At 70.5% G+C, this 6,523-nt stretch carries 7 protein-coding genes and 1 pseudogene; 5 read left to right on the top strand and 3 right to left on the bottom strand.

What is annotated here, in order from left to right:
- Nucleotides 1-753 precede the first annotated feature (753 nt).
- From N4G66_RS44600 to N4G66_RS44580, 5 genes are all read left to right on the top strand, one after another.
- Nucleotides 754-1,758 carry an acyl-CoA dehydrogenase family protein gene (locus tag N4G66_RS44600; RefSeq protein ID WP_391858993.1) on the top strand — a complete coding sequence of 335 codons (1,005 nt, stop codon included), beginning with the start codon at nt 754-756 and terminating at the stop codon, nt 1,756-1,758.
- The gene (locus N4G66_RS44595) at nt 1,755-2,528 is read left to right on the top strand and encodes a PIG-L deacetylase family protein (RefSeq protein ID WP_261710054.1); all 774 of its coding nucleotides are present in this window, start codon (nt 1,755-1,757) and stop codon (nt 2,526-2,528) included. Before N4G66_RS44600 ends, N4G66_RS44595 begins: the two co-directional genes overlap by 4 nt.
- Entirely contained in the window at nt 2,525-3,139 is a 615-nt protein-coding gene (locus tag N4G66_RS44590; protein ID WP_261710053.1) for a nodulation S family protein, read from the top strand. The genes N4G66_RS44595 and N4G66_RS44590 overlap by 4 nt, the downstream gene beginning before the upstream one ends.
- The gene (locus N4G66_RS44585) at nt 3,136-3,906 is read left to right on the top strand and encodes a glycosyltransferase (protein WP_261710052.1); all 771 of its coding nucleotides are present in this window, start codon (nt 3,136-3,138) and stop codon (nt 3,904-3,906) included. Before N4G66_RS44590 ends, N4G66_RS44585 begins: the two co-directional genes overlap by 4 nt.
- A gap of 132 nt (nt 3,907-4,038) precedes the next feature.
- The gene (locus N4G66_RS44580) at nt 4,039-4,599 is read left to right on the top strand and encodes a Dps family protein (protein WP_261710055.1); all 561 of its coding nucleotides are present in this window, start codon (nt 4,039-4,041) and stop codon (nt 4,597-4,599) included.
- 190 nt (nt 4,600-4,789) lie between these two features.
- On the opposite strand, the gene N4G66_RS44575 is transcribed toward N4G66_RS44580, so the two are convergent.
- The 3 genes and pseudogenes from N4G66_RS44575 to N4G66_RS44565 all read right to left on the bottom strand — a co-directional run.
- Nucleotides 4,790-5,032, bottom strand: coding sequence for a hypothetical protein (locus N4G66_RS44575; protein ID WP_261710051.1), 243 nt, complete (start codon nt 5,030-5,032; stop codon nt 4,790-4,792).
- Nucleotides 5,029-5,658 (bottom strand): helix-turn-helix domain-containing protein, encoded by a 630-nt coding sequence (locus N4G66_RS44570; protein WP_261710050.1) that lies wholly within the window; start codon nt 5,656-5,658, stop codon nt 5,029-5,031. The genes N4G66_RS44575 and N4G66_RS44570 overlap by 4 nt, the downstream gene beginning before the upstream one ends.
- Nucleotides 5,658-6,523, bottom strand: a pseudogene (locus N4G66_RS44565) (helix-turn-helix domain-containing protein); the annotation flags it as partial. The pseudogene N4G66_RS44565 and the gene N4G66_RS44570, both read right to left, overlap by 1 nt.

Here is a 6,523-nt window from a genome sequence, read left to right as displayed (position 1 = left end):
ACTGCTGATGGCCTGGGGAAGCGCCACCCTTTCGGCAGCCGGCCCCGTCGCCCGTCGCGCATCTGCTCTGGCTTGGAACCCCACTGCCGAACTTCCCGGCACGCGCGCCCGCAGCCGACGCCATTTACCGGGGAACCGCTGACTGCCACTGCGGTCCTGCTCGCGGCGGCCCCTGATCATTGCGGGCCGCCCGGTACGGTCGTCAGTCCCGTCGCCTTCCTGCAACAACTCTGGCTTCGCAACTCCACCACCGCACCGCGATGCGCACTGCAACTACGTCCTGCTGCCAGGCAGTTCATCTCTGCCCGGCCCTGCGGTCTTCCTGGTTACGAGAGAAACCATATCCAGGCGATCTCTTAATGTCTACTCTGACCAACATAGATTTCGGTGAGTCCTGTAGTGAGGTAATCGGCATCGAGTGGCAACGGTGCGCGGCGCTCCGGGCGCCCCTGCGCATCGGTGCCAACGGCTCTCATGGGCGTGCCCCCCGGAAGTGGCGGGGGCCCGGGTGCTGTCGGATGCTGGGCTGGACGGAGCGCGCCTGCCAGGCCCCCTGAACCGGCTTTCCCGGTGCCCTGAACGACGCCTCCGCAGCCCAAGGGGCGTGGGACCTGCCGGGGCAGGACCTGCGCAGCCAGGTCCGAACCGTATGCCGTCAGCTCCTGGGCCGGCTGTGTTGCGTGTTTTGAGCAGGAGCCTGCGGATACCCAGACGCCTGCTGACGCTCTTCGACGATGTATGCAGGAGGTCCGCGTGATTGTCACGCCCCCCGAGTCGCCTGATCACCTCCGCACCCCGCAACTGCGCACGGCGGATCTGTTCGCCGACTTCGTCGAGCGCGAGGCCCCGAGCGTGCCGCTGCCAGGCCGCTCGACGGCGCGCCGCTTCGCAGTCCTCATGGCCCTGGGGCGGCGGGACCTGTCGCTTGCACGGCTCGCCGAAGGGCACCTGGACGCTGCGGCGATCCTGCACGAACTGGACCACCACCGCCTGCCCGCCGAAGGGGAGCGGTGGGGAGTGTGGGCCGCGCGCCCACCGGGTCCCGGCACGCACGCGACACGCACCGATCGGGGGTGGACGCTCAGTGGCGTGAAGCGCTACTGCTCCGGTGCCCACGCCTGCACCCACGCTCTGGTGAGCGCGGACGCCGAGGACGGCTACCGGCTGTTCGCCGTCGCGCTGGACCACCCGGGCGCGGAGCCCGTGGAAGGAACGTGGCAGGCGATCGGTATGGCCGGGAGCGACAGCCTGGAGATGTCCTTCACGGATGTACCCGCGAAGGCCGTAGGCGGGGTGGAGGGCTATCTGGAGCGGCCCGGTTTCCAGCACGGGGGAATCGGTGTGGCGGCCTGCTGGCTGGGTGGTGCCCACGCCGTCGCCGCGCCGTTGTACGAGCGAGGCGCGGCTGGACGGTTGAACGCGCACGCGGCCGCCCATCTCGGAGCGGTGGATGCGCTGCTGCACACGGCCGGCGCAATGCTGCGGCAAGCGGGTGAGGACATCGACGCCGATCCTCTCGACGCATGCGACGAAGCGCGGGTGCGCAGTCTGCGCGTGCGGGCCCTCGCCGAAAAGGTGTGCACCGAGGTACTGGACCACGTGGGGCGTGCCACGGGTGCCGGGCCTTTGTGCCACGACGAACGGCACGCTCGCGCGGTTGCGGACCTGACGGTCTACCTGCGCCAGCACCACGCGGAGGCGGACCTGGCCGAACTCGGCCGCCTGGTGACGGCGGACCCGGCGGAGGCGACACGATGAGCTCGTTGGAGACCGCTGACGCTGCGAGACTGGCCGCCGCCGCGGCGATCGACTCGCCGGGCACCGACGAGGCGGAGTGGCAGGCGGCGCGACTGCCGGACCATCTGCCCCACCTGGTGCTTCCGACAGGTCCGGTTGTCGTCGTGGCGGCTCACCCGGACGACGAGGTTCTGGGATTCGGCGGTGCCATGGCCACCCTTCTCGACGCGGCTGTGGCGGTCCACACGGTGTGCCTGAGCGACGGGGAAGCGTCCCACGGCCCTGCGTCGCCGTCGGCCCGGGAACAGTTGGCCGCCCGCCGCCGTGGCGAACTGGCCGCAGCGCTGGGCGAGCTCGGGGACTTGCCTGCTCCGGTGCATGCCGCTCTGCCCGATACGGGCCTCGACGAGTACGAGACCCGGGCGCAAGCCGTGATCGGCGAGGTGCTGGACGCCGTCGGGGCTGCGGTGTGTGTGGCGCCGTGGGTGGGCGACCTGCACAGTGACCACGAGGCCGCTGGCCGAGCCGCCGAACGTGCCGGCCGCGACCGCTCCACGCCGGTGTGGTTCTACCCCGTGTGGATGTGGCACTGGGCTCGTCCCTGCGACCCCCGTGTGCCGTGGAACCGGGCCTGTGTTCTTCCTCTGGCCCAAAGGGCGGCCGACCGTAAGAAGGCAGCGCTGTCACGGTTCGCCAGCCAACTGGAGCCCCGCGGCTGCGGCGTCGGGCCGGTATTGCCGGCGCAGGAGATCGCCCACCACACCCGCACCTTCGAGACGGTGCTGCGTTGAACACCCCCGCCCGCTACTTCGACGACCAGTACGCCCGCGCCGCCGACCCCTGGCATCTGGGGGAGCGGTGGTACGACCGCCGCAAGTACAACCTCACCGTGGCGGCCCTGCCCCGCCCCCGCTACCTGCGGGCCTTCGAGCCGGGCTGCTCGGTGGGCGTACTGACCGAACTCCTGGCCGCCCGATGCGATCAACTGCTCTCCACCGACCGCATCGCCGCGGCCGTCGAAGCCACGACTCGACGCACCTCCGCTTTGGACCACGTCACCGTGGAACAAATGACCGTGCCAGAGCAGTGGCCCCAGGATTCCTTCGATCTGATCGTGCTGTCGGAACTCCTCTACTACTTCGATCCCGGCACCCGTACACGGCTGCTCGAACGGAGTGCGGAGAGCCTGAGGGAGGGCGGTCACCTGATCACGGTGCACTGGAACCACCCCGTGGCCGAGCACACCTGCACAGGCCGCGACATCGCCGACCACCTGGACTCCCTGACAAGCCTGAGCCGCCTCGCCCGCTACGACGATCCAGACTTCACCCTCACCGTCCACGAACACCGGCCAGGCCCGGGCCCGGCGCTCTCCCCGGCCCGCGCGGAAGGCCTGGCGTGACACCCGCAGCCCTCGCTGTCGTCATCCCGGCACACAACGAGGAACACCGCATACATGCCTGTATGCGCAGCGTGCACACGGCCGTGGAGCACGTGACGCCGATGCCCGTCGTGATCGTGGTGGCGGCGGATGCCTGCACGGACGCCACAGCGGCTGTGGCCGCCCGCGCCGGAGCCCACGTCGTCAATACCCCGAGCCGCAATGTCGGAGCCGCACGGGCGGTCGGCATCGACCACGCCCTGAAGCTGCTGGCAGATGCCGGCCCGGACGTATGGCTGGCCATGACGGACGCCGACACCACCGTGCCGGCCACGTGGCTCACCCACCAGGTCGCCTGGGCGCGGCGGGGCTACGACGCCGTTCTGGGCACCATCCGCCTCGCCCCCGTCACGGCCGGTGCCTTTCATGTGGCCCGTCACGACGCCGACTACTTCCGCACCCGTCCGCTCAAGGAGACGGAGCCGATATGGGAGCACCCGCACGTCCACGGAGCCAACCTGGGCGTGTCCGCCGCCGCTTACCTGCGGGTGGGCGGCTTCGCATCCCTGCCTACCGGCGAAGACCGCGACCTCGCGGTCCGGCTGTTCGCGGCGGGCTACCGGATCGCCCGTACCGACCGGCATGCCGTGCACACTGCGGCCCGTCTGCGCGGACGGGCTCCCGGCGGCCTCGCGGATCTCCTCGCCTCCCTGCATCCCGCACCGCATAGCCCCGATTCCGTTCGTCACCGGGGCCCTGAACCACTGGGCCCGGTGAAGCCGGTCTGACACCAGGTATCTAGAAACGCGCAGTCCGGCGAGGCGGGAAGGCTGTCCGGTCCGGAGGAGGCCGCGGTGGTTGTGTCCTTCGATCACGGGTACCGGGAGGGGGCAAACCGCACGAGAACAGGAGACATGGCCATGCCTTCCGAGGTCACCCCCCGCTACACCGTCCCGGGCCTCACCGTGCAGGACGCCGGCTCGCTCATCGAGGTGCTCCAGCAGCGCCTGCACAGCCTCAACGATCTCCACCTCACACTCAAGCACGTCCACTGGAACGTCGTGGGCCCGCACTTCATCGCCGTGCACGAGATGCTCGACCCGCAGGTCGACCGCGTTCGCGCCATGGCAGACGACATCGCCGAGCGCCTCGCCGCCCTGGGAGGCATCGCCCACGGAACCCCGGGCGTGCTGGTCGAAGAGCGCACCTGGAAGGACTACAGCGTCGGCCGCGCCGACGCCATCGCCCACCTCGGCGCGCTCGACCTCGTGTACACCGGACTGATCGAGGACCAGCGCGCCGCGGTCAAGACAGTGGGGGAGACCGACCCGGCCACCGAGGACCTGCTGATCGAGCAACTGCGCGACCTGGAGCAGTTCCAGTGGTTCGTCCGGGCACATCTGGAGACCGCAGGCGGCACGCTCACCACAGCCGATGCCACCACCGAGACGGAAGCCGCCCAGCAGGCCATGAACCAGTGACATCGACAGCAGGGGCGGCGGGAACGGGTGGCACCCGGATCACACGAGCTGGATCCGGCGCGCAATCGCCGCGTCCACGGCTTCGTGGACCCAGGACGAGACGGACTGCGCGTCGGTGACGTCCAAGGGCTGGGGGTCAGAGCGGTCCCGGCCTTGGGCCAAGGCCCGTCTTCCGCAGCGAGACGGCTGGTTAAAGGACTTCGGTCCCCGGTCGTGTGAGGTCCGGTGGGTAGCCCTTGGCGCGGAGCCAGGCATCAAGGGCGAGAGCGACGATGTCACCGGCGTCGTGCAGCCGGTTGAGGACCGTGCCGTAGGACAGGCCGCTGGCGGCGACGAGTTCGTCGACCGTGGCACCGGACTCGTACTGATCGCGCAAGGTCTGAGGCGTCACCGCTTCGCTCGCGTCGGAGGCGACTGGGAGACGTGGGCTCATGCGACGGACTCCCATTCGCTGAGGGCTTCGGCATGGGCGGTGGCCAGCTCGTCGTAACTGCGCTGGTCGGCAAGGGTGATGAGGATCAGGCGGCCGTCGGTGGCAACCCGGCAGTCGGCGGCCGGACGACCTGTGACCGGGGCGTGCCGCTTCGGAGGGATCTCGTCGGGGCCTGGTGCGGGGACCAGGACCTGTCGGCCGTCGCGGACGATCACCACGGCCTTGCTGCGGTGCTCCGCAAGCCGATCCAACGTCTCCCGGTACGCGGCGCGTTGGGCAGCGTGCAAGGCCTTGCGCTGGGCGGCGAGACCCGTGGTGCCATATCGCTCGGCCACCGTGTCCCAGCCCTGTGCCGGCACGGTGTCGAGCCTGGTAGCAGGGGGAGGGGCGGAGAGGTTGCTACCGAGGCCCTCCAGTGCACGCGGCGCGAGGGCCCAGGTCTCCCCGGTGTGCTGCACGAGGCCGTGGCTGGCCAGGCGGCGCAGAGTCCTATAGGTGGTGGCCCGGGAGACCGAGGAGGTACCGACAAGCTCAGCAACTGTCTGGTGGGCGCGCTGATGCAGAGCGCTGATGATCATGAGAGCGGTGCTGCCGAGGCCGTGGCGGGCGAAGGCGTCGTGGTCCATCAGGTGACCGAGGACGGCGGAGTCGATGTCGGCCGTCGTGGCCGTCTCAGGGGTGGGCCACTCCTCAAGTGCCGGGTCGGGGGGTACTGAGTGGTCCGGAAACGAGACGAAGCAGGGGCACCGTGGCCGGGGGCGCTGCCGTGGTCGAGGTACCCGGTCGAGCCTTCGCGTCCGTGGCCGACCCGCAGGCGCCGCAGCCAGCCCTGCGGTTTGAGGACGGTCTCGTAGACGGCCCGCAGCGTCGTGCGGGGAACGCCCGCCTCTTCGGCTGCCTGCCGTTCGCTGGCGTGGTGCAGAGGCCCGCCCGCGATCTCGGCGAAGTTCAGATGCGCCCGCAGCACCCGCAGCGCGGTCCGTCCCCGCTCCCCGCGCCAGGGCGTGGTCTCGATGCGGTCGCGCAGCGCGGCGAGAACCTCGTACGCCTCGTGGCGGGAGCCCGACGCCCTGGTGCTGCCGACCGCGTCCGAGGCACTGGCCCACACCCGGCGGATGTGGTCCAGGGCGCGTGATTGCCCGGAGCACAGCGCGATTTGTCGGGTGTGCCGGCCGCCCTCGTGTTCGGGGTGCAGCCGCAGTCCAGTCAGCTGGTCGAGGGTGCCGCCGGCCCGGGCGACGTGGCAGGCGATGGCCGCGGTGATCCGGTGTCCGTGCTCGGCCGTGCCCTGGCGGTCCGTGCGCAGGACCAGGCTTCGGCGGTCGGAGGAGAGTCTGCTGTAACTGCCCGTCGCGTAGCGGCCTGTGAGGTCTCCCAGCAGGATGAGATCGGCGGCAGCCGACGGCAGGTGGGAGAGCCCCAGGGGACCGCGGAGGTGGGTGAGCTGTCGTTGGGGGAGTGGCTGGTGGGTGCTGTCTGACACGGTGGGGC

The sequence above is a fragment of the Streptomyces rhizosphaerihabitans genome (assembly GCF_025399795.1).
Taxonomy (GTDB): Bacteria; Actinomycetota; Actinomycetes; order Streptomycetales; family Streptomycetaceae; genus Streptomyces; species Streptomyces rhizosphaerihabitans.
The sequence above is the reverse complement of the archived record's forward strand: the minus strand, read 5'-3'. Positions and strand labels throughout refer to the sequence as shown.